At 56.8% G+C, this 21,503-nt stretch carries 20 protein-coding genes; 17 read left to right on the top strand and 3 right to left on the bottom strand.

Annotated features, from left to right (window positions below; all coding sequences use genetic code 11):
• The 5 genes from paaA (at position 1) to paaE (ending at position 3,913) form a co-directional block, all read left to right on the top strand.
• The gene (gene paaA, locus FKG94_RS26915; protein WP_142930049.1) at positions 1 to 951 is read left to right on the top strand and encodes a 1,2-phenylacetyl-CoA epoxidase subunit PaaA; all 951 of its coding nucleotides are present in this window, start codon (positions 1 to 3) and stop codon (positions 949 to 951) included.
• 82 nt (positions 952 to 1,033) lie between these two features.
• A complete protein-coding gene (gene paaB / locus FKG94_RS26910; RefSeq protein WP_142930048.1) occupies positions 1,034 to 1,315 on the top strand; it encodes a 1,2-phenylacetyl-CoA epoxidase subunit PaaB in 282 nt (93 codons plus the stop codon).
• A gap of 64 nt (positions 1,316 to 1,379) precedes the next feature.
• Complete coding sequence (paaC, locus tag FKG94_RS26905) at positions 1,380 to 2,135, top strand: 1,2-phenylacetyl-CoA epoxidase subunit PaaC (RefSeq protein ID WP_142930047.1); 756 nt, start codon at positions 1,380 to 1,382, stop codon at positions 2,133 to 2,135.
• Positions 2,136 to 2,240: 105 nt separating this feature from the next.
• Positions 2,241 to 2,774, top strand: a complete 534-nt coding sequence (gene paaD, locus FKG94_RS26900; RefSeq protein WP_246125433.1) for a 1,2-phenylacetyl-CoA epoxidase subunit PaaD — start codon at positions 2,241 to 2,243, stop codon at positions 2,772 to 2,774.
• A gap of 50 nt (positions 2,775 to 2,824) precedes the next feature.
• Complete coding sequence (gene paaE / locus FKG94_RS26895; RefSeq protein ID WP_142930045.1) at positions 2,825 to 3,913, top strand: 1,2-phenylacetyl-CoA epoxidase subunit PaaE; 1,089 nt, start codon at positions 2,825 to 2,827, stop codon at positions 3,911 to 3,913.
• Between the two features lies 1 nt (position 3,914).
• Here paaE and FKG94_RS26890 read toward each other — a convergent pair whose 3' ends face one another.
• Positions 3,915 to 4,862, bottom strand: coding sequence for a homocysteine S-methyltransferase family protein (locus tag FKG94_RS26890; RefSeq protein WP_142930044.1), 948 nt, complete (start codon positions 4,860 to 4,862; stop codon positions 3,915 to 3,917).
• Positions 4,863 to 5,316: 454 nt separating this feature from the next.
• Here FKG94_RS26890 and FKG94_RS26885 point away from each other — a divergent pair, with 454 nt between their 5' ends.
• The 8 genes from FKG94_RS26885 to FKG94_RS26850 all read left to right on the top strand — a co-directional run bounded on the left by FKG94_RS26885 (position 5,317) and on the right by FKG94_RS26850 (position 14,477).
• Entirely contained in the window at positions 5,317 to 6,330 is a 1,014-nt protein-coding gene (locus tag FKG94_RS26885; protein WP_142930043.1) for a LacI family DNA-binding transcriptional regulator, read from the top strand.
• 119 nt (positions 6,331 to 6,449) lie between these two features.
• A complete protein-coding gene (locus FKG94_RS26880; RefSeq protein WP_142930042.1) occupies positions 6,450 to 6,653 on the top strand; it encodes a hypothetical protein in 204 nt (67 codons plus the stop codon).
• Between the two features lie 179 nt (positions 6,654 to 6,832).
• On the top strand, positions 6,833 to 7,990 hold the full coding sequence (locus FKG94_RS26875) for a Gfo/Idh/MocA family protein (RefSeq protein ID WP_218943658.1): 1,158 nt from the start codon (positions 6,833 to 6,835) through the stop codon (positions 7,988 to 7,990).
• A 45-nt stretch (positions 7,991 to 8,035) separates the two neighbouring features.
• Positions 8,036 to 9,100, top strand: coding sequence for a sugar phosphate isomerase/epimerase family protein (locus FKG94_RS26870; protein WP_142930041.1), 1,065 nt, complete (start codon positions 8,036 to 8,038; stop codon positions 9,098 to 9,100).
• Between the two features lie 345 nt (positions 9,101 to 9,445).
• A complete protein-coding gene (locus tag FKG94_RS26865; protein ID WP_246125431.1) occupies positions 9,446 to 10,750 on the top strand; it encodes an MFS transporter in 1,305 nt (434 codons plus the stop codon).
• Between the two features lie 88 nt (positions 10,751 to 10,838).
• On the top strand, positions 10,839 to 11,735 hold the full coding sequence (locus FKG94_RS26860) for a sugar phosphate isomerase/epimerase family protein (RefSeq protein ID WP_142930040.1): 897 nt from the start codon (positions 10,839 to 10,841) through the stop codon (positions 11,733 to 11,735).
• A gap of 233 nt (positions 11,736 to 11,968) precedes the next feature.
• On the top strand, positions 11,969 to 13,762 hold the full coding sequence (locus tag FKG94_RS26855) for a GMC oxidoreductase (RefSeq protein WP_246125429.1): 1,794 nt from the start codon (positions 11,969 to 11,971) through the stop codon (positions 13,760 to 13,762).
• Between the two features lies 1 nt (position 13,763).
• Positions 13,764 to 14,477, top strand: a complete 714-nt coding sequence (locus FKG94_RS26850) for a gluconate 2-dehydrogenase subunit 3 family protein (RefSeq protein ID WP_142930039.1) — start codon at positions 13,764 to 13,766, stop codon at positions 14,475 to 14,477.
• Positions 14,478 to 14,500: 23 nt separating this feature from the next.
• On the opposite strand, the gene FKG94_RS26845 is transcribed toward FKG94_RS26850, so the two are convergent.
• Positions 14,501 to 16,468, bottom strand: coding sequence for a redoxin family protein (locus FKG94_RS26845; protein ID WP_142930038.1), 1,968 nt, complete (start codon positions 16,466 to 16,468; stop codon positions 14,501 to 14,503).
• A 510-nt stretch (positions 16,469 to 16,978) separates the two neighbouring features.
• On the opposite strand from FKG94_RS26845, the gene FKG94_RS26840 reads away from it, so the two are divergent.
• The gene (locus tag FKG94_RS26840) at positions 16,979 to 17,227 is read left to right on the top strand and encodes a DUF4880 domain-containing protein (protein ID WP_142930037.1); all 249 of its coding nucleotides are present in this window, start codon (positions 16,979 to 16,981) and stop codon (positions 17,225 to 17,227) included.
• A 270-nt stretch (positions 17,228 to 17,497) separates the two neighbouring features.
• On the opposite strand, the gene FKG94_RS26835 is transcribed toward FKG94_RS26840, so the two are convergent.
• Positions 17,498 to 17,743 carry an EF-hand domain-containing protein gene (locus tag FKG94_RS26835; RefSeq protein WP_142930036.1) on the bottom strand — a complete coding sequence of 82 codons (246 nt, stop codon included), beginning with the start codon at positions 17,741 to 17,743 and terminating at the stop codon, positions 17,498 to 17,500.
• 369 nt (positions 17,744 to 18,112) lie between these two features.
• Here FKG94_RS26835 and FKG94_RS26830 point away from each other — a divergent pair, with 369 nt between their 5' ends.
• Genes FKG94_RS26830 through FKG94_RS26820 form a run of 3 tightly spaced genes read left to right on the top strand, consistent with a single transcriptional unit; the run spans position 18,113 to position 21,484 of the window.
• Entirely contained in the window at positions 18,113 to 19,552 is a 1,440-nt protein-coding gene (locus FKG94_RS26830; RefSeq protein WP_142930035.1) for a HAMP domain-containing sensor histidine kinase, read from the top strand.
• The gene (locus FKG94_RS26825) at positions 19,542 to 20,123 is read left to right on the top strand and encodes a hypothetical protein (protein WP_142930034.1); all 582 of its coding nucleotides are present in this window, start codon (positions 19,542 to 19,544) and stop codon (positions 20,121 to 20,123) included. The genes FKG94_RS26830 and FKG94_RS26825 overlap by 11 nt, the downstream gene beginning before the upstream one ends.
• Positions 20,120 to 21,484, top strand: a complete 1,365-nt coding sequence (locus FKG94_RS26820) for a sigma 54-interacting transcriptional regulator (protein ID WP_142930033.1) — start codon at positions 20,120 to 20,122, stop codon at positions 21,482 to 21,484. The genes FKG94_RS26825 and FKG94_RS26820 overlap by 4 nt, the downstream gene beginning before the upstream one ends.
• The last annotated feature ends 19 nt before the right edge of the window (positions 21,485 to 21,503 follow it).

Here is a 21,503-nt window from a genome sequence, read left to right as displayed (position 1 = left end):
ATGGCACAGAGACAGACAGAGCAGGACCTGGAGCGGCGCTTTCAGGCGCGCGTGGATGCGGAAGAAAAAATCGAGCCCAAAGACTGGATGCCGGCAGCTTACCGCAAAACACTGATCCGGCAGATATCCCAGCACGCCCACTCCGAAGTGGTCGGCATGCAGCCGGAGGGCAACTGGATTACCCGAGCGCCGAGTCTGCGCCGCAAGGCAGTGTTGCTGGCCAAGGTGCAGGACGAGGCCGGGCACGGCCTCTACCTCTACAGTGCGGCGGAAACCCTCGGTACCACGCGGGAGGAACTGGTCGAGGCGCTGCACCGGGGCAAGGCAAAGTACTCCTCTATTTTCAACTACCCCACCCTGACCTGGGCCGATATCGGCGCGGTGGGATGGCTGGTGGACGGGGCCGCCATCATCAATCAGGTCGCCCTGCAGCGCACCTCCTACGGCCCCTATGCGCGGGCCATGATTCGCATCTGTAAAGAGGAGAGTTTCCACCAGCGCCAGGGTTACGAAATTATGCTGGCGCTGGCAAAGGGCTCGGCGCAGCAAAAGGCCATGGCGCAGGATGCGCTCAATCGTTTCTGGTGGCCGTCGCTGATGATGTTTGGCCCCAATGACGATGAGTCGCCCAACTCGGCGCAGTCGATGAAGTGGAAGATCAAGCGCAAATCCAACGACCAGTTGCGACAGGAATTCGTCGACCAGACGGTGCCGCAGATCGAAGTACTGGGGCTGGAGCTGCCGGACCCTAAACTGCGCTGGAACGAGGCGCGTGGCCATTACGACTTCGGTGCTATCGATTGGGAAGAATTCTACCGCGTTATCAAAGGTAACGGTCCCTGCAATCGCCAGCGTTTGCAACATCATATCAAGGCGGAGCGCGACGGCGACTGGGTGCGCGAGGCTATGCGTGCCTACGAGGACAAGAGACGCGGCCGCGAAGCCGCTTAGTTTGTGCGGTATTCGATGTGCACGTGTATTGAGTTCCACGTATTGAGTAAGGCGTTTACATAATCATGCTCGAGGAAAACCTATGAAGCATATGCCGCTTTTTGAAGTGTTCATCCGGTCCAAGCGCGGTCTCGACCACACCCACGTCGGCAGCCTGCATGCCGAGGATCACCGCCAGGCGCTGGAATACGCCCGCGATGTCTATACCCGCCGCAGTGAAGGGGTCAGCATCTGGGTGGTGAAGTCCGCCGATATCGTCGCCTCGCAGGAAGGGGACCGGGACAGCTTTTACGACCCGATGGACGATAAACCCTATCGACATGCCACTCACTATGTGTTGCCGGAGGAAGTCAACAACATGTGAAGTCGACAACATGGCGTGCAATCCGGTCCGCGACCGGTCCGATAAAAACCACAGTGACGGGAATATGAGTAAACAAACGATTGTTGAATATGCGACCCGCCTCGGGGACGATGCGTTGATTCTGGGGCACCGGTTGTCGGAGTGGTGCAGCAACGGCCCGTTCCTGGAAGAAGATATCGCCACCATTAACACTTCTCTCGATTACATCGGCCGCGCGCGTATGTTCTTGAGTTATGCGGCCGAGCTGGAGGGTGCCGGTCGAACAGAAGACGACCTGGCTTACACCCGCGATTGCCGCGACTTCAAGAACCTGCTGATCAATGAATTGCCACGCGGCGACTTTGCCTTTACCACTGTACGCCAGTTTCTGGTCGACGCATTCAATCTGTTTTTCTTCGAGGCCCTGGTCGGCTCGACCGACACCCAACTGGCGGCGATCGCAGCAAAGTCTGTGAAGGAATCCCGCTATCACCTGCGCCGCTCCCGGGATTGGATGCTGCGCCTGGGTGACGGTACCGAAGAAAGCCACAGGCGTACTCAAACCGCGCTGGACGATCTGTGGGGCTATACCGATGAGTTGTTTCATATGGATCCGTTGGAAAGCGAATTGCTGGATACCGGTGTGGCGGTGGATCGAGCCGCCGTCAGGCTGCGCTGGGAGCCGCTGGTGACCGAACTGATCGATGCCGCCACGCTGCAGTTGCCGCAGCCCTACACCTTGCCGGGAGGTGGGCGCCAGGGTGTGCATACCGAGCATCTCGGCCATTTGCTGGCGGAGTTGCAATTTGTTCAACGCGCCTATCCGGGTCTGCAGTGGTAGCCTGCTTCCTGCTCGGGCGGCGCCGGTGAGATGATCGCTATGGCACTTATTCCTGTTGTTGAAAAAACTGTTCAAACAAATGCTGATAAATCTGTCGATACCTCTGTGGACACATCTCTCACAGCTGCCGGTGGCGGTCCGGCGGTTACCGCGGAAGAGGTGCTGCGCCGCCGGCGCCGCCAGGACCCGGACACCGCCCCGTTGTGGGAAATCCTGGACCAGGTCTGCGACCCGGAAATTCCCGTGCTCAGTATTTGGGATTTGGGTGTGTTGAGGGATATAGAGCGAACCGGTGAGCACATTACTGTAACCATTACCCCGACCTATTCCGGTTGCCCGGCGATGACGACCATCACCGAAGATGTAGAGGCGGCGCTGGCGCGGGCGGGCTTTGCCGAGGTCAGTGTCAAGTTGACGCTGGCACCGGCCTGGACCACCGACTGGATATCCGCCGCCGGGCGCGAAAAGATGCGCGCCTACGGCATAGCACCGCCGGTGCAGAGAAGCCATACAGTCGCCTGTCCCCAATGCGGCTCGGACGACACCGGTTTAATCAGCGAGTTCGGCTCCACCGCCTGCAAAGCGCTCTATCGCTGTAACCAGTGCCTGGAACCTTTTGATTATTTTAAGTGCCTGTAATTGACACGCGCGAATCGGCGACCAGCGAACCGTCAAACAAGAGAGTAAGCATGAGTGAGTTTTATAAGTTGCAGGTAGCTGAAGTGCTGCCGGAAACAGACACTGCCGTCGAAGTGGTGCTCGACATTCCCGCCGCTCTGCGCCCGGCCTTCGCGTTTACCCAGGGGCAGTACCTGACGTTGAGGCAGATGCTGGACGGGGATGAAGTACGACGTTCCTATTCCATCTGCTCCGCCGTAGGTGACGGGCGACTCAGTATCGGCATCAGGCGGGTCGAAGGCGGGCGCTTTTCGACCTTTGCCAATACCGCTTTAAAGCAGGGCGACACTATCGAGGTGATGCCGCCGCAGGGCACTTTCTTCACCCCGCTGCGACCGCACGAGCAGCGTCGCTTTCTGTGTATTGCCGCCGGCAGCGGTATTACACCGATTCTATCGATTATAAAGACCACGCTGCTCGAGGAACCCGAAAGTGAGGTGACACTGATTTACGGTAATCAGCGCACCAATACCATGATGTTTCGCGAGCCGTTGAGTGACCTCAAGAACCGGTTTCTGGACCGGTTTCAGTGGATTAACATTATGAGCCGTGAAGAGCACGGCGCCGATCTGTTGTCCGGGCGTATCAACAACAAAAAGGGCGCGCAGTTGCAGGCTGCGGGGCTGATCGATATCAAAAGTTACGATCACTATTTTTTGTGCGGCCCCGAGGCCATGATCTCAGAAGTTTCGCGGGGCTTGCGAGCCGAAGGGGTGGATGAGTCCGTTATTCACTACGAACTGTTTGGCGCCTCCGCTGCCGCCGCTGCCGAGGCCGTCGAGAAACACCACCAGCGCGCCGAGCGGTTTGCCGGTGTAACCTCAGCGGTGAGCGTGGTCAAAGGCGGGCGCACCATCCGGATGGATGTCAGCGCCGACGGTGAAAATATTCTCGATGCGGCTATGGGGGCGGGGGCGGATTTACCCTACTCCTGTAAGGGCGGCGTCTGTGCGACCTGTAAGGCGAAACTGGTAAAGGGCGAAGTGGAAATGGATTTGACCCACGGCCTGGAGCCGGATGAAATCGAGGCGGGGTTTATCCTCACCTGCCAATCCCATCCGGTCAGTGCGGAGGTCGTCGTAGATTTCGATCAGCGTTGACTTACGAGGTAACCTCCAGGCAGGCCGTGCAGATTTGCTCGATATGGCGGTGATCGGTACCGCAGCAGCCCCCCAGTACATTGACCCAGGGGAAACGCCGGCGAATCGCGGCATATTCTCTGCCGAGTTCAAGCGGATCACCGGCGTCGAGATCGGTGGCCGCGTCGAGTTCTGCATGGCTGCGTGTCGATGCATTGGCGCGAATGCCGCGCAGCCGCCGCATCCAGCGGTGATCTGCCAGAGTGTCGCGAAAATGGGTCGGATGGGCACAATTGGTCATATAGTACGCCGGGCCCTTGTCGGTGGCCGCATCGACGGCCTCGATGGCCTCCCCGAGCGGCTGCCCGGTGGGCAGTCGGCCGTCGGTTTCTACGGTAAATGAGATGACTGCAGGTATTTTCGCCGCCCGGGCTGCCCGGGTGATACCTATGGCTTCGGGGGTATTGGTCATGGTGATGGCCGTAACCTGATCGGCTGCGGTATCGGCAAGTAGCTTGATTTGAGTTGCGTGATACGTCTCGGCCTGCGCTGCCGTCATGGCAGTACCCGGGTCATAGCCGTCCCCGCGCGGGCCGATACAGCCGCTGATCACCATCGGGGATTGCGGCGTTTCCATTTCCCTGCGGATTTCTGTCAGCAACGCTATGGCCCGGCGGTTGGCCGTCGCCAGTGCCTGTTCGCCGTACCCCAGTTTGTGCCCCCAGTCCGGGTTTGCCCGCCAGGTTACGCTCTCCAGGATAAAGCCGACACGCCGGTGCCGCGCAATGCCGGCATGGCGAATAAAATACTGCCTTAGCGTTTCAGTGCCGGCTTTATCCTGCAGCAGATGGAAAGCGGCAAAGTGAGGCAGGTCCAGGCCCTCTTCGAAAATCAGGGTGGTTTCCAGTCCGCTGTCGGTAATAAAGGGGGCGCCCTGCAGTTGCGGCAGTCGTTTTCGGTATTTGACCATTTGTTTATTGCTCCTTAAAGATTGGATTTCTCCCGACTCCGGTCCGGAAGATATCTGGGATTACACAGGGGGCGCCTGTGGCGGCACCGATCGGTGGACCGCGCAATGCAGTTGAATCTAAGTGACAGGCGCCGGAACCGTCAGTCGTTCCACCGTATAGTATGTACGGGGACGGTCTGAAAAAGTTGCGGGTGCCCTGTTGTTTGTTCGCGTGGAAGGGGGCAGCAAGGCTTGACGGGGTCTGCCGCTAGTCGTACATTTATCGGCCTGTAACCGGTTACTACCGCCAGCCCCGCCGTGACTATTGTCCCGGCTTGTTTCCATCAGTTTCTGTAATGGCTGCGGCGGCGGGCTCGGTCGACCGGTTTTCTAGTCTGGTAGGGGGCGGTCGGGTTAAGATTGGTGCCCTCAGTCCCTGTTTTGAGTGATATTTTTCCTGGCAGCCGAATGACCAATGAGCAATATTCGTGAAGTTTCCCGTTTGGCCGGCGTTTCGATAGCAACAGTTTCCAGAACGTTAAAAAACCCCGATGTCGTCTCCTCCAAGACGCGGGAGATAGTTTTGAAGGCCATTGAAGAGGCGGGTTATCGGCCGAATTTGCTGGCGAGAAACTTCAGCACCGGTAAATCCCACGCTGTCGTGGTACTGGTGCCCAATGTCGCCAACCCCTTTTTCTCCCGTGTTATTCGCGGCATCGAACAGGCCGCTCAGGAGAAGGGCTATTCCGTTTTATTGGGTGATACACAGGGCAAACCCGAGCGCGAACACGACTACGCGCGGCTCGGCCTTACCAACCAGGCTGACGGCCTGATCCAGCTTTACAGTCGCTACCCTTTTGCCGAGGCGGACAGCGCTCTCGCTGCATCGGTGCCCATGGTAAATGCCTGCGAGCGTATCAGCGACGATTGTGAGATACCGGTTGTGGAATTGGATAACCGGGCCGCGGGGCGCGCTGTGACCAGGCATCTGGTGGAACTGGGGCACCGGCGTATCGGCGTGATAACCGGCCCGACGGACAGTCCCATTGTGCGTGACCGCATGGCCGGTTTTCAGGATGTGCTGACCGAAGCCGGTATTGCTGCTGACGCAGGTCTTATCGCCAACGGTGATTTCAGCATGGCCTCCGGCGCCAATGGCGCCAAAGCGCTGCTGGCCGCCGTTGCGCCGCCGACCGCCGTATTTTGCTTTAACGACGAAATGGCCATCGGTGCCATGCATGCGTTCAGATATGCGGGCTTAAAGGTGCCCGAGGACATGTCCGTTGCCGGCTTCGACAATATCGACTATGCCTCTTTCACCAACCCGCCGTTAACCACCATCAACCAGCCGGCGGAGGAATTGGGCCGGCATTCGATGAACGCGCTGTATCGGTTGATGAAGGGGGAGTCGTTGGAAGTCAGCCGTATTATGCTGTCTTTTACGCTGATGGTCCGGGACAGCACGCGGCCGGTGGGCGGTTCCAGGTAATCTATTCGGGCCGCGGCCTTGTCTGTGTCATCCTCCCACGTTTATACGGCTTCCGCTTTACAACCGCCTCTATCAATTCTTTCTACACTGCTGGTGCCGGATTGTCTGTCGGTGACGATTTGAATCTCACTGCCGAAGATAGAGTGCCGATTGCTAAACTGGCGCAAGGCCTCCCAAGAATCAAGACAGCGGGCATCAAGACAACGGATACCAAGACAACGGATATCAAGACAACGGATATCAAGACAACGGATATCAAGACAACGGGTCCCAAGCAGGCATTTGCAGGCAGTACCACCAGTAACTATCACAGCGGCTTTTAGCGGCATCGATACCGGTACGGAATGTTCAACCTGAGTATTGAGTTTTCAATTGTAAACGGTTACATTTGGCGATGCCCTATCCCGCTGTCACAGGCAGGGCAATCCTTAAAAGTCGCTTCAGCCGACGCCTGCGCCGGGCTTCGAGCGTGGATTTCAGCATTCAACTCTAGAGATACTGCATGAACAAAAAGGTGCGCATGGGCATGGTCGGCGGCGGTGAGGGGTCGTTTATCGGCGCGATTCACCGGATGGCCGCCGCCCTGGACGGCGAGATAGAGCTGGTGGCCGGTTGCTTCTCCAGTGATCCTGAGCGCGGCCGGCGGGCCGGTGCGCAGCTTGGCTTGGCAGCGTCGCGCACCTATCCACACTATGAAACCATGCTCGAGACCGAAGCCGGGTTGGCCGCGGACCAGCGTATGCAGTTTGTTGCCATAGTCACCCCTAACCACCTGCATTTTCCCATTGCGGAAGCGGCGTTGCGGCGCGGGTTTCACGTGCTCTGTGATAAACCTGCGGCGCTCAATCTGGAGGAGACGCTGGCATTGAAACAACAGGTGGACAGCGCCGGCGGACTCTTTGGTTTGACTCACACCTATGCGGCCTATCCCCTGGTGCGCCAGGCCCGCGCTATGGTCACGGCGGGAGAACTGGGGGGCGTGCGCCGCGTGACCGTCAGCTATCCCCAGGGCTGGCTGGCCGATGCCGGCGACACCTGTGCCAGCCCCCAGGCGCAGTGGCGCACCGACCCGCAGAAATCCGGTGAAAGTGGTTGTTTCGGCGATATCGGCACCCACGCCCATCATCTCGCTGAACATATAACAGGTGTGGATATCACCGAACTGTGCGCGGATTTAACCACTTACGTCGACGGCCGGGTTCTGGACGATGACGGCGCCGTGCTGTTTCGCATGGCCAATGGTGCCCGCGGTACTCTGACGGCGAGTCAAATCTGCGCGGGCGAGGGCAATGATTTGCAAATTTCAGTCTATTGCGATCTGGGCTCACTCGCCTGGCGGCAGGAAACGCCCAATGCATTGGTGCTCAAACGCAGGGGGCAGCCGGCGCAGGTTCTCAAAGCCGGCGTCAATTGCGATTACCTCCATCGGGATGCCAGGGCTTATTGTCGAACGCCCGCAGGGCATCCGGAGGGGTATATCGAGGCGTTTGCCAATATTTATCGGGATTTTGCCCGCGCGATCAAGCACGGGTCAACGGCGATATATCCGTCCTTTGCCTCCATAGATGAAGGCGTCAGGGGGATGCTGTTTGTGCGGGCGGTGCTGGAAAGCAGCCGCAATCATTCCACCTGGGTAAGGCTGGGCGATCTGGTCACCTAGTCAATAAGCAAAAAACGGTTTCAGTCAGTGTCAGAGAACGAGTAAATGAGTCAATCCAGAGTAAAGGGACCGGCAATATTCCTGGCGCAATTCTTACCGCCTAAGGAACGGCCGACTTCACTGCGCGAGATGACTGCCTGGGCGGGCGGGCTCGGCTATAAAGGCGTGCAGATTCCCACCTGGGACAAGCGAATTTTTGATCTCGATAAAGCCTCGAGCAGCCAGGCTTATTGTGAAGAAGTGATCGGCATCTGCAGAGACGCGGGTGTCGAACTGGTCGAGCTGTCTACGCATTTGCAGGGGCAGTTGGTCGCCGCCCATCCGGCCTATATCGATATGCTGGATGCATTTGCGCCGAGCGCCGTCCAGGGCGATGCCAAAGCGCGCGCTCAGTGGGCCAGGTCGCAGCTGTTAAAGGCGGCGCAGGCCAGTGCGTTTTTGGGTTTAAAGAGTCATGCCACCTTCTCCGGTGCTTTGTTGTGGCATACCTTTTACCCCTGGCCGAAGCGGCCTGAAAATCTGATCGAAGACGGCTTTAAGGCGCTGGCAGAGCTGTGGTTGCCGATTCTCGACGCCTTCGATGCAGCGGGTGTCGATATCTGCTATGAACTCCACCCGGGAGAAGACCTGCATGACGGAGTAACTTTTGAGCGTTTTTTAGCAGCGGTAAATGATCATCCGCGGGTTAATATTTTATATGACCCGAGTCATTTCCTGCTGCAGCAACTGGACTATCTGGCATTTATCGATATCTATCATGACAGGATTAAGTCTTTTCATGTCAAAGATGCAGAATTTCGGCCGTCGGGCAGAGCCGGTGTCTACGGCGGCTACAGCGCCTGGATCGATCGCCCCGGACGCTTCCGCTCCCTGGGTGACGGGCAAATAGACTTTCGGGCTATTTTCAGCAAGCTCACGCAATACGGCTATGAAAACTGGGCGATACTGGAGTGGGAGTGTTGCTTGAAACATCCCGAACAGGGTGCTGAGGAAGGTGTGAAGTTTATTGCCGATCATCTGATTCGGGTCGCCGAGCATGACTTCGATGACTTTGCCGGCGGTGAGACTGACAGTGCCAAAAACAGAAGAATTTTAGGGCTCGGTACTTGAGTATCGCTATGGCGGGGTAAACACGCATTTTATTCCGCCGTCGCAATCCGTATTCAAAAGCACGTTAAGTTGCTAATCCGGATTGATAGTGCTCCGACCAGAAAGTATTTTCACTTCGGTGGCACTTAGGTCTCGATCCGGGCATAGCCCTTCGGGACCTGCGCCAGCAGGGATGCTGGCGCAGAGCCTGCAGGGATGTATTCATGGCGTGTTCCGAAGGGCTATGCCCGGATCGAGACCGGACTGGTTAAGGACACCAGACCCGTTTTGGGTGAAAAAATTTACTGGTCAGAGTAGTAGTATCTTGGAAAAACGAAAAAAATAAATTTGCGAGGGAGGTCTACGATGGTGGCGTCGAATCAACCGTTGCACCATAAGCGTCTTTTCCTGATTGGCAATTTGTCGATCTTTATGATCGGTCTGGGTTTTGCCGTCAGGGCCACTATCGCCGGTGATTTGCAGACCGATATCTACGATCTGATCGATGTTTCAAGATCTGCCGCCATGGTGGGTGAAGCACTGGGCCTGACGTTTACCGGGTTTGCTTTTACGCTGTTGTTTGGCAGCGCGCTGGTGGATTTAATGGGCGCCAAACGCATGCTGCTGCTATCCGCCGCTGGCTATATTCTCGGCAGCGTTTTGATCCTCAGTGCCTCATTGATGCCCGTGTCCGATACAGTAACCACCCTGGTGTTGGCCGGTATGTTGTTGACGGGCTTGGGGTGGGGCGCAGTGGAGGCCGCCAGCAACCCGATGGTGGCGGCGGTGGACCCGGACAACAAAACTCACCGCCTCAATGTGCTGCACGCCTGGTGGCCTGCCGGTATCGTGGTCGGCGGTTTATGCGGGGTGTTCGTTGCCAAGATGGGCCTGCCCTGGCAACTGAACCTGCTGATTCTCGCCGGTCCCGCAGTTGTTATGGTGTATCTGGTATCGACGATTGAATTTCCCGTTACTGAAAGGGTCGCCGCCGGCATCAGTTATGCCGACATGTTCAAAGAAGTGGGTAAGCAACCGCTGTTTATACTGTTTTGGATTTGCATGTGGATGACCGCCGCGGCGGAATTGGCACCCGGGCAGTGGGTAGATCTCACCCTGTCCCGGGTGGTTGGCATGGAGGGAATCATTTTGTTGATCTACGTCAGCAGTTTGATGTTTGTGATGCGGCATTTCGCCGGCGCCCTGGCCGAGCGCCTGTCGCCCATCGGCGTCTTGTGGTTCAGCAGTTTACTGGCAGCGATCGGTTTGTATTGCCTGAGCCTGGCCCGTTCACCGTTAACAGGTTTTCTGGCGGCGACGGTATGGGCCCTCGGCGTGTGTTTTATGTGGCCGACCATGCTGGCTTGTGTCGCCGATCGTTTCCGTCGCGGCGGTGCATTGTTCCTGGGGTTGTTGGGTTTTGCCGGCGGTATGTCAATACAGTTTGTGCTACCGATGATGGGACGTATATTTGACCAGGCAAAAGTCGAAGCCGCCGGCGGACTGGCGGCATTCGAACGGTTGTCCGGGCCCGATCTGGACGCCGTATTGATACAGGCCTCGGTGGCGTCTTTTCGGTCAGTGGCGATCATTCCTCTGTTTTTATTGCCGGTATTTGCCGCTATTTGGTGGTGGGAACGCCGTGGAGGACGCCTGCAAGCTGTCTCATAACTGTTTGACACATGGCGCCTGCGGCGGCCGGTTTACGAGAGGCAGCAGCAAAAGGCTTTAATCGCTTGTTAATCATTGAGGTGACGCGGTGAAAAGAAGACAGTTTATCGAAACGGTTGGAACGCTGAGTGTGGCCGGCACTTTGTTGCCGGCATTTGCTGCATCGGCAAAAGTATCTGGCCGCGAACCTTTTTTTAAAATATCGGTTGCGCAATGGTCATTGCACCGGCAGATTCGCAGCGGCAAATTAAAGCCCCTTGATTTTGCCGCCAAGGTGAAGCGGGACTTTGATATCGATGCTGTGGAGTATGTAAACCAGTTTTTTAAAGATCGGGCCGAGGATAAAAACTACCTGCAGGCGATGAAAGAACGGGCTCAGGATAATGGTGTAAAGAATCTATTGATCATGGTGGATGCGGAAGGCCCCCTGGCCAGCACCGACGTTAAGGAAAGGAGCCGGGCTGTAGAGCGTCATTACAAATGGGTGAGCGCGGCAAATTATCTCGGTTGCCATTCCCTGCGCGTCAATTTGGCTGGCCAGTCCTCTGTGGCAGACTGGAAACTGGCGGCCATCGAGGGGCTGAGCCGATTGTCGGAGTTTGCGAAAGACCACGCTGTCAATATTATTGTCGAGAACCACGGTGGATATTCTTCAAACGGCCAATATCTGGCCCATGTGATTCGGCAGGTCGCGATGAAAAACTGCGGGACTTTGCCGGACTTCGGCAATTTCGGTGACTATGACCGTTATCAGGGAATGAAAGATCTAATGCCTTTCGCGAAAGGTGTCAGTGCCAAGAGTTTTGACTTTGATGAAAATGGCAATGAAACCACCATCGATTTTCGACGGATGCTCAAGATCGTTCGGGACAATAACTATCGCGGTTACATCGGTATCGAATACGAGGGTCCCGACGCCGATGAAGATAAAGGAGTACGGGCGACGCAGGCGTTGTTAACCCGGTTGGCAGGTGAGGGCTTATAAACAGTCGTAAACGCCCCCGGCAGTGACAGCCTGCTATGAGCCGCATCTTGATTGAGTTGAAAACGGGTTTTGGTGTCCTTAACCGATCCGGCCCCGAAGGGCTATGGGCTAGGCGCCCCCCCCCGGATCGAAACCTAAGTGCCACCGAAGTGGGAATATTTTTTGTTCGAAGCACTAGGATTTTCGTTTTAACGAATTAGCCGATTAGAGTCGTTAGAGTGGAGGATATCTCTTTGCAATCATCGAGCAATAAAAAAGAGTACGATGCCCTGATTGTCGGGTCCGGTGCGGGAGGCGGTATGGCTGCCTATGTTCTGGCTATGGCGGGTTTAAAGGTGCTGATGCTGGAAGCCGGTCGCGATTACGATCCCGTCACTGAAACGCCCATGTTCAATCTTCCCAAAGACGCGCCGTTAAGAGGTGCGGGCACACCGGAGAAGCCCTTCGGATTTTATGATGCCACAGTGGACGGCGGCTGGCAGGTTCCGGGTGAACCCTATACCCAGGCAAGCGATCAACCGGGGCGCAGATGGGACTGGTGGCGGGCGCGTATGCTCGGCGGTCGCACCAATCACTGGGGGCGCATCTCGCTGCGGATGGGCGAGTACGATTTTAAGCCCTACAGCCGCGACGGTTTGGGCTTCGACTGGCCCATTGCCTACAAGGACCTGGCTCCTTACTACGATAAAACAGAGATGTTGATCGGCGTTTACGGCAGTAACGAAGGGCTGGAAAACACGCCGGATTCCTCCCCCGGCGTGCTGTTGCCGCCGCCAAAGCCGCGCGCCTATGAATTGCTGATAAAAGAGGCCTGCAAACCGCTCGGTATTCCCGTGATACCGGCACACCTGGCCATTTTGACCCGGCGCCTGGACCACGAGCGAATCGCGCCGCAATTGTTCCCGCACAACGAACTGGCACAGCGGGTAACGCGGGAGTCCATGCAGGAGCGCGCCGCTTGCTTTTATGCCACCGGCTGCGGCCGCGGTTGCGCTATCAAGGCTAACTTTCAGTCGACCACGGTTTTGATTCCTCCGGCCCTGGCCACGGGTAACCTGGACATTGTCACCGATGCTATGGTGCGCGAGGTAACTGTGGGGCCCGATGGTAAAGCCACAGGTGTGATCTATATCGATAAAACAACGCGCCTGGAACAACGGGCTACAGCGCGGGCTGTCATTGTCGCGGCCAGCGCCGCAGAAACCGCGCGCATATTTTTAAACTCAAAGAGCGCCCGGCACCCGGACGGCCTGTCCAATCGCAGCGGTCTGGTCGGCAAATACCTGATGGATACTGTCGGCGCCGGTCTCAGTGCGCAGATTCCCGCCCTGGAAAACCTGCCGCCGCACAATGAAGAAGGTGCCGACGGCATGCATATGTATATGCCCTGGTGGCTCTACAAGGAGCAGTTGGCCGGCAAGTTAAACTTCGCCCGCGGCTATCATATTGAAATTGGCGGCGGTAAACGAATGCCGGGTGCGGGCGCGTTCAACGGTATGGAAGCGGTTACCGGGGGTGCCTACGGACAAGCGTTCAAGGAGGCCTGCCGGCGCTACTACGGGTCCCATGTGTACTTTTCCGGCCGCGGCGAGATGATTCCCAACGAGGACTGCTATTGTGAAATCGATCCGGACGTGGTCGACCAGTGGGGCATACCGGTCCTGAAGTTTCACTGGCAATGGTCCGACCACGAGTTGAACCAGGCGGTGCATATGCAAAAAACGTTTGCCGAAATCGCCGGGCGTATGGGTGCCAAAACAACCTCGACAGTCCACACCGATGGCGCCAAGGCGATCCATAACGGTGGCGCCATCATCCATGAAGTCGGCACCACCCAGATGGGCAATCACCCCAATCGCTCCGTTTTGAACGCGCATTGCCAGTCTTGGGAGGTGCCCAACCTGTTCGTTACTGACGGCGCGCCGTTTGTCTCCAATGCCGATAAGAACCCGACGCTGACCATTATGGCGTTGGCCTGGCGCACAAGCGACTATGTGATTGAGCAGTTTAAACAAAGGAATATTTAATATGGCCGATAAAATCACTGATAAACCGGTACAGCTTGATCGCAGGGGCGCGTTGAAAATCATCGCAACGACTGCGGCGGCGGTGCCGGTGTTGGGGTGCGCGCCGGACTCATCGACTGCCGCTGTCGGGGCGGTGACACCCAGACCTGAATCTGAGTTACCGGTATCGCCGCCGTCGCAACCGCGGCGCACGCCGTTTGACCCGGATTTGCTCAACCCCGATATTCACTGGGATTTGGTGCTTACCGGTGCAGAGCTCACAACGTTGAAAGCGTTGGCCAATGTCATTATCCCCGCAGACGCTGTCTCTCCGGGCGCGGGAGACCTGGATGCCCAGGACTTTATCAATGAATGGGTCAGTGCGCCTTACCAAAACAATAAACGGGATCTCATCCTGGTCCGCGGCGGTTTGGTATGGCTGCAGAGTGAAGCAGGCAGGCGCTATGGGCGGCGCTTTACCGAATTGAGCCCCGCTCAAGTAACGGCTATCTGTGATGACATCAAATGGAGACAGTCGGCGCAGCCGGCGTATCAATCCGCGGCGATATTCTTTGAGAAAGTCAGGGACTTAACGGCAACGGCTTTTTACACCACAGAGGAGGGGATGGCCGATATCGGTTACCTGGGCAACAAGGCACTGGCCAGCTTTGAGGGGCCGCCGCTGGCAGTATTGAGGCAACTGGGTTTGGAGCAATATGCCGACCAGGGCGGTTAACCCCCACGCCTGCCTATCGCCGGTTAAGGTTCGTTTTGCCGTGCTGATCGGGCTTCGATATTGGCACTGACTTTCTGCCGGCGCGCGTCGAGGTACTCATCCATATCGAGGCCGCCATCGCTGTTGCTGTCGAACTTATCGAAATTTTCAGTCATATGCTGGTGGTCCGTGCCGACCAACTCGTCGGGCTCGAGACGCCCGTTCATATCTTTATCGCGAAACCCGAAGCCCATGGCCGTGCGCACTCGCCGGCGGTTGTGTACCGGGTTGTCCGGCGTTTCGCCGTCCCATTGAAACATAAACGAGCCGTACAGCATTTCCTCAAAGGACTGCTCCCCCCAGCCTACCGTCAGACTCGGGTCCGGGTTGGCGGGGTTTTTAGCGGAATTGTCGTAAGTGGTTCGGTGCAGGAGTTTGGTGCCGGCGGCCACTTTCAGAGGCTGCGCCAGTGTGTACATGCGCTGCCAGTTAAAGTCGTAGCTGGGTACCGATAACACCGGGTCTCGGGTGCCGTCCGGGTGCACGACTTCAAACAGGGAACTTTTGCCTCGATAGTGCGCGTGGGGGAACAGGCTGTAAATAGTCGCATCGTTTTCAAAATAAAAATACGCCGCCTCTTCGTGGGCTTCGGCATGGGGCGGGATTTGCAGAGAAAAGTTTACGATCGAGTAGTGGCGCAGCATATTTTCAGGCGGTTTGTCGTAGAAGTAGAGCCCGACTTCAGTCTCATCGCTGGTTGCCTTACCGGATGTGGTGTAGTGGGACTGGAAGGAAAAATAGCCGCCCTTTGGCACCAGCACGCCGGTATTCTCGGGATACTGGTAGGGGTCCATACCCGGGGCATAGGTGACCAGGTAGTTGCGAAATGCCGCTCCCAAATCGTTTTCTTTGGGTTTTTCCCGGGCCGAGCCGACGATAAGGTGGTGCAACACCGTTCTGTCGCCGGGTTTGACCGCCACGGCTTTGACCCAGACATCGCGGTCCAGCGGATTGGGCACCGAGGGATATTGATAATCCACAATGCCGGTGGCGGGAACGTCGAATCTGGGTAGCTTCAGGACCAGGTCCGGCGCACCCAGTTGCCATTTGTCGGCCTGCATTTGCAGTGCGGCCAGTGGGTCCGGTCCATTCCCGCGGGGAGAGCCGGCCTCGATCCAGTGGATCAGGGTGCGGGTCTCGGCGACAGACAGGCTGTTGTCCTCCCGAAACTGTTGGATATGGGGGTCGGCGTGCCACGGTGGCATCCGTTTGGTCCGCACGACTTCCCTGATCATGGGCGAAAACCCGAGAATCATCGTGTAGTCGGTCATGGCCCAGGGCCCTATGCCGCCGGGGGTATGACAGGCCACGCACTTTTCCATCAACAGCGGTGCGATCGTTTTGCTGTAACTGATCTGTTGATGCCGGTTTTGGTTGGCGCGTTCGGGAAAGTTAATGATACAGCCCTTTACGTGGCGGCGACTGACGGCCACCGGTTTGCCGCCGATCACGGCATCCAGTGCATCGCGCAGGTAGTGTTGCTGGGCTTGCGGCTTCCGGCGTTCGTAGTGGAGTCGATCGTCCACCGGGCCGCGATAGGCGATGGTCCAGTCGCGCGGATCGATAACCAGCACTTCGGCCGTGCGGGTCAGTTCCAGCGCTGCGCCGATCAGTTGCGTCTCGTCAACGAGGATCGGCAGGTCAATGGAAAATTCTTTTGCCTCTTTCAATATCGATGCGCGATGGTCCTGCAGGTTGGCATTTAACAGGAGAAACTCTACGCCCTTACTTTGATACTGCTGCCGAATCTCGGCGAAAGCGGGCAACGCATTGCGTACCATAGGGCAGCCGTTGCCCTGCGCCATAATGACAATCGCCTTTTTATCGGCCAGGTAATACAGCTCGTGGGCTTTGCCGTGTTGGTCCAAAAGGCTGAAATTGTCGACAGTGGCTGCCTGCGCAAAGCCACCGGTGACGGTGAGTAACAACAGAGTTGATAGCCATCTACCCATGATTTTGTTTCCCTTAATCGTGGTATCGGGTTGTCTTGCCGTGATAATTACAAGTTTTGTGAATTGCGCTCGATAAACAAAACTTATGTCGAGAGAAAAATAACTTGCGGTGGCAGTGCGCGCAACACAGCTAACTGTAAACAACAAGACAGTTGGTACAAAACCGGTAAATCGGTACAAAGCCGGTAACGGGACAGCAGTATAAAACCATTTACCGCTGGCGCTGTATATCGATGCCTGGTTTTCTTAACGATTCTTAACCGAGCCGGTCGCCGGTTATAGAATTTTCACCCTGCCGCTGTGGCAATCGATTACATGCATTTATGCTAAATGGAGATCGCCGCGTGATGTCGTGTCTGGTGTGATCTTGGCTTGCTATTGATAACAGCAACGTTTAGCGGCCCGAATGCCGTGCAGATTCAGCCCAGACGAAAAGCGCATTTTTATACAATATTTGATCTTGTCCGGTCGCCATACTACGCCCCTTCGAGTGATGCTGTTGGGGGATTGATGTCTGCAGAAATCGAGCAGGCCTGCAGGTGGATAGCCAGACTGGACGCCGGTGATATGGACGCCGCTGAGAAGCTACGCCTGCGACGCTGGTTGCAGCGGCGCGAAAACCGCCGGGCATTTCGTCAAGTGCGGGTGCTCTGGGCTGACTTTGATCAGTTGGGCGCGGCTGTCAGGGGCGGCGAGCATTCGCTGCCGGAGCAACTGCAGATAGGGAATGAGAAGTCACCGTGGCAGAAAGACAAGTGACCGGCCGGGCAAAAAGATATGGACAAGGGCATAATTCTCAAAATTCCGGCACCTTGATGCCGTCCTCTTCACCGATATGCCATCTAGCAAGAGTGGGATAAGGGCTATTGCTGCAAATAACCAGCAGTTATAACTCTCAGGGCTGCTCAGTGTGAGATTCGAAAGAGAAAAAAACCGCCTTGCGCAGGGCATTGTTGACAAGGCGGTAAAAAGTGTTGCATTGATACAAGCAGAGTAACAGAGTAAAACACCCTCCCTGGTGGGGTCTCCTTAACGGTCTTTGTCGCTCATTTTGATCAACGTCAGATATTCGCTCGGGCTCAGTCGGCCGTCCCCATCGGTGTCAGCCTTGGAGAAGTTGGACGCCAGCCAGTCACTGGCTTTGGCTTCCGAGGCGCTGATGTAGCTGTCGGCGTCTTTGTCCAGATCGGTAAACGCGGGTACTTCACCCTTGTCGCCGGCCATTACAGAACCACACATCCCCGTAAACGCGATAAGTGCGAGAAGTTTTTTCATGGTTTAAATCTCCTGACAGGTCTTTGTTGATTAAGTGTTGCATTAAATATTTTGCTTTCGACAGGAGCTGTTGCCAGAACCGTGCCAATTAAAAAATACCCTCGAAAACACTGGTCTGCAGCCATATCCGGCCAGGATGACCGGTAGCAAAAACAAAAAAACTGTTGCCGATAAGCAACATAAAAGATTCGACCTCATTGCTTGCTGTGGCTGGCAAAGCCCCAAGTTGCTGATGTTTGTGCCGGGCAGTTTCGAAAGTTGTGAACCGGGTCTATTGTTGCCGCCAGGCGACGACTTATTTTTTTATTGCTTGCAGCGTTATAATCGCGCAATGTCTACCGAAATTAGTTCTAAAGGTGTGTAGGTCTCATGCCTGTTGTGCGTTCGCTGTCGATTGTTCAACTGATTCTGTTTGCGTTTATCGCTGTGGCGCTGCCGTTGGTATGGGCGATTTTTACGGCGCTGTATCAGGTCGATCAACTGGTGCAAAGGAACACGGACGCCATTGTCAAGGTCAAACAGGAGACGCTCGCCAGCCGCGCTCTGGCCGATAACCTGACCTCCATGGAACGCAGTGCCAGTCAGTTTCAGGTGCTCGCCGACAGCGCCCTGCACGAGGTCTATTTAAGTAACAGTGAACAGTTTCGAAATTTGTTGAACAGTTTCAAACAAAGTGAACTGGGCCAGGTGCGCATGGACTTAATCGACCGGCTGGTGGCCGATGAGCAACGGCTGTCCGAGTCATTGCGCGCGGCGTCGACGCAATCGGCCGGCGCCGACACAGAAGCGCTGATCGCAGCGCTGCACGCAGCGGTGCGCAGTCTGATCACAGAAACTGACGCCCTGTTGGTGGGGCAGACCGATTCGCTGTCACTGGAGGCGACGACGTTAAAACAGCAATTGTTGGCGCAGGCATCGCTGGCACTGCCGGTAACGGTAGTACTCAGCATCCTGTTTGTGGTATTGATTACCCGGCCGATTCGCCAGTTGGATACCGCGGTGCGCGAGTTGGGTGAGAGTGGTTTGAAGGTCGGCGTCGAGGTCAGCGGCCCCCACGATTTAAAGGCGCTCGGTGTGCGCCTGAATTGGCTGCGCCAGAAGCTGCTGGAAGTCGAGCAACAGAAGCAGGCTTTTTTGCGCAATATATCCCACGAGCTGAAAACGCCTCTGACCAGCATCCGCGAGGCGGCGGAGTTGCTGGTGGACAGCTCTGAGGGTGTTTCGGGCGAGCAGCGTGAAATCGTGCGGGTGTTGAAAAGCAGCAGCCTGCAGTTGCAGCACCTTATCGAAAATCTGCTGCGTTTCAATGAGCTGACTGCCGAGAGTGGCGATATTCAACCGTTGGACTTGCAAGCGTTGGTGGATAACGTGACCGACACGCACCGATTGGCGCTGAATGCGAAGGGCCTGACGATCGAGAGTGATATAGAGTCGGTGGCTATGGCGGCCAATCCGACCCAAATCAGGCTGGTTATCGACAATCTGTTATCCAATGCCATTAAGTTTTCACCGCCGGGGGGCGCTATTCGTCTCGAGATAAAAAAAGTGGATAAAGACGTGAAAATTATCATTCAGGATTACGGGCCGGGTGTGGCGGCGGCGGACGCGCCGCGGATTTTTGACCTGTTCTACCGCGGTGCCGAGCGCGCCTCTGGACCGGTGCGGGGCAGCGGCCTGGGGCTGGCGATCGTGAAGGAAATTGTGGCCCGCCTGCGCGGTCGAATCGAACTTGTCGATGTGGAGCAGGGCGCCCGTTTCAGCGTGACTCTGCCTGTCAGTGTGGGGGGAAATCTGAGCTATGCCAGCTAGCAGCGCGGTGCGGATTGTCGTTATTGCGGCTGTGGTATTGCCGTTGCTGGCGGGTTGTCAATGGTGGCCGCGCCGCCCGGCCGATCCCGTGCCGCCGCCGTTGCCGCAGGTGAATCTGCCCGTACAACGCGAGAGTCCGGTCGTGCCGCACGAGAACCTGGCGATGCTTATTGCCTATTTTGTGCGCGTCGGAAACCTGTCCGGTGCGGCGCTACAGCGCGAAATTGCGATGATGGATGCCAAGCTTCATATCGAGGCGACCGCCGCCAGGCGTCTGTGCCTGGCTTATCTGTTGGGGCAGGCGGCCCACAAGGCTGAAAACCGCAAGCGGGCCCAGCAATTGTTGAGCGAGGTGGAACAAGAGTTGTACACCCCGGCCGACTACAAAGACCTGGCCAGGTTTTTAGCCCGCGATTTGCAACAGTATGCGGCACAGCGAGAGAGTTTGCGCGCCGAACAGCAGCAGCGGCTGCAACTGCAGCAACAACTGGATGCGCTCAAGGATATTGAACGCAAAATCAGCGAGAGAAAAGCGATGCCGATCGACGGCGTCGAGGAGCCGAAACCATGAATGCACCGCGAGTCCTGGTGGTGGATGACGATGAGGGGTTGTTAAAACTTATCGCCATTCGTTTGCGTCGCTCGGATTACGATGTCACTACCGTCGGCGGCGGCCAGCAAGCACTCGACAGCCTGTCCCGCCAGCTTCCCCATGTGGTGGTTACCGACTTGCAGATGGACGGTATGGACGGTATGGCGCTGTTTGAGGCGATCAAGTCCCGTTTCCCGTTGTTGCCGGTCATTGTGTTGACCGCCCACGGCACCATTCCCGATGCCGTCGCCGCCACCAAAGACGGCGTCTTCGCTTTTCTGACCAAACCGTTCAACGGCGATGCGCTGATCAGCAGTATTCAGGAAGCGGTCGAATTGAGCCTGGATAGCGGGGTCGAAATCAGTAGCGGCAGCGGCACCGAGTGGCGCGGGGATATCGTCACCCGCAACGCGGAAATGGAGAAGTTGCTGGCCGAGGCGAAGATGGCGGCGCGCAGTGAAGCGAGCATTCTGATTCAATGTGACAGCGGCACCGGCAAGGAGTTGCTGGCCAAGGCTATCCACAAAGCGAGCCTGCGCAGCGCGGCGGCATTCGTCGGTGTCAACTGCACCGCCATTCCCGAGGCGCTGTTTGAGAGCGAGTTTTTTGGCCATGTGAAAGGTGCCTTTTCCGGCGCGACTGCCAACCGCCAGGGCTTATTTGAAAACGCCAACGGCGGCACGCTGTTTCTGGACGAAATCGGCGATATGAGCCTGGAGCTGCAGTCCAAGCTGCTGAGGGTGTTGGAGGAACGGGAGGTGCGTCCGGTGGGCGCCAATGACCCGATTCCCATCGATGTGCGTATTATCTGCGCCACCCACCAGAATCTCGAGGAGGCGGTGGCCGAGCGGCGGTTTCGCGAGGACCTCTACTATCGCCTCAATGTGGTCTTTCTCGAGATTCCACCGCTGTCGCGCCGGCGCGAGGACATCCCGCTGCTGGCCAACACCTTTCTGAACTCGATGAAAACCGAAACCGGCGCACCGGGCGGTTTTGCGCCGGAGGCGTTAAAAACGCTGATGAGCGCCCAGTGGCCCGGCAATGTGCGGCAGTTGCGCAATGTGGTGGAGCAGTGCGCCGTGTTGTGTAAGTCGCCGCTGGTCACCGAGAGTTTCGTGCAGCGGGCCCTGCGCAGCAATGTCAACAACAACAGCGTGGTGCCGTTTGCCGAGGCCCGCGACGAGTTTGAACGCGAGTACCTGATTGAATTGCTGCGCATGACCTGCGGCAACGTCACCCGGGCGGCGAAGCTGGCGCGGCGCAACCGCTCCGAGTTTTACAAGCTGCTCAACAAGCATCACCTGGAGGCGCTGCAGTTTCGCCAGCTGATCAACGAATAGTTGCGCCGGCGCCCGCTGA

This window comes from Exilibacterium tricleocarpae (assembly GCF_007004655.1).
GTDB lineage: Bacteria > Pseudomonadota > Gammaproteobacteria > Pseudomonadales > Cellvibrionaceae > Exilibacterium > Exilibacterium tricleocarpae.
Note: the sequence above shows the minus strand (reverse complement) of the source record. Positions and strands in the feature narration are given on the sequence as shown.

Excerpts from the sequence above, each read along its gene's own strand:
- paaA (WP_142930049.1), top strand. The coding sequence starts at position 1 with ATGGCACAGAGACAGACAGAGCAGGACCTGGAGCGGCGCTTTCAGGCG.
- paaB (WP_142930048.1), top strand. The coding sequence starts at position 1,034 with ATGAAGCATATGCCGCTTTTTGAAGTGTTCATCCGGTCCAAGCGCGGT.
- paaC (WP_142930047.1), top strand. The coding sequence starts at position 1,380 with ATGAGTAAACAAACGATTGTTGAATATGCGACCCGCCTCGGGGACGAT.
- paaE (WP_142930045.1), top strand. The coding sequence starts at position 2,825 with ATGAGTGAGTTTTATAAGTTGCAGGTAGCTGAAGTGCTGCCGGAAACA.
- FKG94_RS26890 (WP_142930044.1), bottom strand. The coding sequence starts at position 4,862 with ATGGTCAAATACCGAAAACGACTGCCGCAACTGCAGGGCGCCCCCTTT.
- FKG94_RS26885 (WP_142930043.1), top strand. The coding sequence starts at position 5,317 with ATGAGCAATATTCGTGAAGTTTCCCGTTTGGCCGGCGTTTCGATAGCA.
- FKG94_RS26875 (WP_218943658.1), top strand. The coding sequence starts at position 6,833 with ATGAACAAAAAGGTGCGCATGGGCATGGTCGGCGGCGGTGAGGGGTCG.
- FKG94_RS26870 (WP_142930041.1), top strand. The coding sequence starts at position 8,036 with ATGAGTCAATCCAGAGTAAAGGGACCGGCAATATTCCTGGCGCAATTC.
- FKG94_RS26865 (WP_246125431.1), top strand. The coding sequence starts at position 9,446 with ATGGTGGCGTCGAATCAACCGTTGCACCATAAGCGTCTTTTCCTGATT.
- FKG94_RS26850 (WP_142930039.1), top strand. The coding sequence starts at position 13,764 with ATGGCCGATAAAATCACTGATAAACCGGTACAGCTTGATCGCAGGGGC.
- FKG94_RS26845 (WP_142930038.1), bottom strand. The coding sequence starts at position 16,468 with ATGGGTAGATGGCTATCAACTCTGTTGTTACTCACCGTCACCGGTGGC.
- FKG94_RS26840 (WP_142930037.1), top strand. The coding sequence starts at position 16,979 with ATGTCTGCAGAAATCGAGCAGGCCTGCAGGTGGATAGCCAGACTGGAC.
- FKG94_RS26835 (WP_142930036.1), bottom strand. The coding sequence starts at position 17,743 with ATGAAAAAACTTCTCGCACTTATCGCGTTTACGGGGATGTGTGGTTCT.
- FKG94_RS26830 (WP_142930035.1), top strand. The coding sequence starts at position 18,113 with ATGCCTGTTGTGCGTTCGCTGTCGATTGTTCAACTGATTCTGTTTGCG.
- FKG94_RS26825 (WP_142930034.1), top strand. The coding sequence starts at position 19,542 with ATGCCAGCTAGCAGCGCGGTGCGGATTGTCGTTATTGCGGCTGTGGTA.
- FKG94_RS26820 (WP_142930033.1), top strand. The coding sequence starts at position 20,120 with ATGAATGCACCGCGAGTCCTGGTGGTGGATGACGATGAGGGGTTGTTA.